The 3,364-nt window shown below is 33.5% G+C and carries 1 protein-coding gene and 2 pseudogenes; 1 reads left to right on the forward strand and 2 read right to left on the reverse strand.

Going from position 1 to position 3,364, the window contains the following annotated elements:
* Positions 1-140: pseudogene (locus ACFIO3_RS10360) on the forward strand (8-oxo-dGTP diphosphatase MutT); the annotation flags it as partial.
* 1,572 nt (positions 141-1,712) lie between these two features.
* Here the strand turns inward: ACFIO3_RS10360 and ACFIO3_RS10365 are convergent.
* Together ACFIO3_RS10365 and ACFIO3_RS10370 are read right to left on the reverse strand one after the other, a co-directional pair.
* The gene (locus tag ACFIO3_RS10365) at positions 1,713-2,576 is read right to left on the reverse strand and encodes an NlpC/P60 family protein (RefSeq protein WP_375704425.1); all 864 of its coding nucleotides are present in this window, start codon (positions 2,574-2,576) and stop codon (positions 1,713-1,715) included.
* Between the two features lie 152 nt (positions 2,577-2,728).
* A pseudogene (locus tag ACFIO3_RS10370) lies at positions 2,729-3,364 on the reverse strand (M17 family metallopeptidase); the annotation flags it as partial.

The following is a 3,364-nucleotide window of genomic DNA, read 5'->3' on the forward strand; positions in this document are numbered from 1 at the left end:
TTTGTGACCATTATGAGGGCGTTGCACAAGGACGAGAAGGGCAAAATTTAGAATGGGTTTTTATTAATGATCTTGATAAATACCCTATGCCTGATGCTGATAAACCATTGGTTCAGGTATTGAAAAATCACCTTCTTTGATGTGTTATAAGCAGGGAATATTGTTTAAATATAAACCAATATATTGAGTTATAATGATAATATAATTTTTATGTTGCATGGGGAAGTCCAGAGTCGTAAAAAATTTTCTCATTTCAAAACTGTCTTATTTTAAATTAATCAAAATCATTCTTTTTCATGTTCCAAGCGGGGCGGGGCATGTTAAAATTATTTAAGAAAGAAATAAAATACGTGCTGAAAGAACACTCTCTACTAGCCAAGGGTTATCGCAACATTGAGAATTAGCAAAGTATATAATGATGCCTTTGCACGCTTTATAAGCATAAAAATGGTGGTAGATAATGGATTTATACTTTTCGCGATTATCATTGAGAGATTGTCTTAGATGCACTGAGAGATATTAGGAGTATTTATTTCATAAGATATCAATAATAGAAAAAATTCAAAAAATGCTTTAAAAAAGAACGCTTTGTGTTTATTATTGGAGATTGTTTTACATGACCAAAATCCTAATTATCATATGTAATACATATATTATATAATAACGTATTGTTTTGTAATCATAAGTTTTATTTTTCTTGATGTTATACGATTTCCCAATCAAAAAAATGTTCAATAACGTACGAATAAAAAGAGTGGTATGTAATTTAAAAAATAATTTTAAAAAAATAAAACATACGGTTAATGAATGATTAAATATAAAAGAAAACATGAAAATAAGACTTCTTAGAGAACTATATATCATACATATCTATGGTATGAGAGATGGAGAAAAAGCTACCTAGGTAAGTATATAAATAAGGAATATATTATTTTTGTATATTTAAAAAAACATAAAACTGAATAGAAAAGAAATAATAAATCTGCGTAGTAATCTTTATTTTCATTTTTTTATAATACGCTTATTTCTCTATTGACTTGTAATAAAGGTATTTGAAACAGTGAAATATGATAATATTAAGAACTCTTATTTAAGTTATGTAATACGATTTATAATTGACTATATGATATTTTAATGAAAGTTCTTCAGTAAGACGGTCGATTAGTTTTCTCAGTATTTAAAGATAGGCGAATATTGATAAAGATTTCTAAATGAGTATGAACTTTAAGAAAAGATCAAAAATGTTGCTTTTGATTAAGAGGAGCGCGTTCTTTACGTAATGTAGAGCGGCATTGTGCTGCGTATTCACGAGCTTGTTTAAAAGAGGCATTTCGCAATGCTCCAAAACCCGTTTCGTGCCGCACTAGTGAATGGTATAACGTTAAAGCTCCCATGGAAATATGGAAATAATGTAAAATCTATTGAGCATACTATCTTTACGCTTACGAAGGAGTAAGTTGGTCCCAATGTTATTATGATAGCTCTTGGCATTTGAGAACCTTCATAAGGGATATTTTTACTTATACATCAATTTTGCTTGTGATGAACAAGCAAGCGATTTTGATTGATTCAACATAAAAACCGATTTGAAATGAGAGAATTTTACGATATTTAGAATGCTTGACACAGAGTAAATAATGGATAATTATCCTTATAAATCAATCTATTGTATAATAAAAAACATTCAATTAATTTTTTATAGGAGGCATGTATTAAATTTCTTGAATTGGGCGACGTTTTGCAATGGGGTATTGATTTTTTTTAGCGATACGCGTAATTGCTTCTTCCAATGGCTCGATCATAACGTCCATAGAAAAACCATTAGCGTGAATAATATTTTCATGATCAATCATAATAGCCACATGACCTTTCCAAAAAATTAAATCACCTCGTTGAAGTTTATCAGTGTCTGTAAGAAGCTTGCCTACAGTTTCTTGCTGCATATCGGTGTCTCGTAAAACTATTTGATCGGTCATCATCATAGAGAGCTGAATGAGTCCCGAACAATCAATTCCAAAACCGCTGATACCACCCCAAAGATAAGGTGTACGGATAAAGGTTTCTGCAACTGTGACATAATCTTCATATACGCGTCCAATGGGGCTGAGATGGCTCGTAATGATTGCTGTTCCATTTTCAAGAATAGAATACGTTGTATCACGGACTTCAATTTCATCAACAACACTGACTTTGCTTCCCATAGATAAAGGGGAGCTTATCGGTCCACGTAAGTCAGCGTGTAAATATTTAAATGTGCGTGGTACTGAAACCACATGTGTTTGTTTTATGGTTGATGAACAAAGAACTTTTGTATCAATATAACCGACATAACCATCCTTGAGTGATTGCCCCCACGACATCATTTCCCCTTGTTCAAAAATGAGAAGCTCTTCTCCGAATAAGCATTCTGTTTGTCTTTCACTGTTTTTACTATTTTCTTTAAAAAGTCCGGCGACCGCGGTATTAACACGTCTTTTTTTACCTTGAACAAAGCGCTGAGCTGTAATTTCTGTTTCAAGACGTTGATCTGCTAGATCATCTCTGAATGCATAAAGCCTTGGGTCTTTAGAGATCATTTTTTTGCTTTCCATTTTTGGGCATCTCACCTTTAAGAAGACTCACGAAAACTGTCTTGGTAAGATTTTTATCTTCCAATAAAACCAAGAACACAGTGTAAGACCAATTATTCTTTAAGCTGCAAAATTGTCCATTTTTGTGGATATTTGTGTCAAAACTCATTTTTAAAAATATTATAAAGGGCACGGATAGTTTGTGCTGATCCACCAATAGGGTATCCTGGTTTTTCTTTTGGAACCCATCCATAAAGGTCAAAATGCGCAAAATGTTCAGTTTTTTCAACAAAAGAATTAAGAAATAAAGCAGCGATTATAGAGCCAGCAAAGCTATTTCCAGTTACATTGTTAAGGTCAGCAATTGGTGATGATAACATCTCTTGGTAAGGTTTCCAAAGGGGCATTTGCCAAAGAGGATCAAAAACAGCGTGAGCAGATTCAGAAATTTGTTGTGCCCATAGTGAATCATTACAATAAAATGCCGGAAGATCTGGTCCTAATGCTGTGCGTGCTGCTCCTGTTAAAGTAGCCATGCAAAGCATGAATTGTGGACTTTCTTCATCACCATAGGCGAGTGCATCGGCAAGGACAAGTCGCCCTTCAGCATCTGTATTACCTACTTCAACACTTAAACCTTTACGACTTTTGAGAATATCACCTGGTCGGTAAGCATTCGCAGAAATTGCATTTTCTACAGCTGGAATCAAAACGCGTAGACGGAAAGGCAATTTTGCATCCATGATAAGTTTAGCCAATCCCAAAACGTTTGCTCCACCCCCCATGTCTTTTTT

The organism is Bartonella sp. AD328YNZD (genome assembly GCF_042196425.1).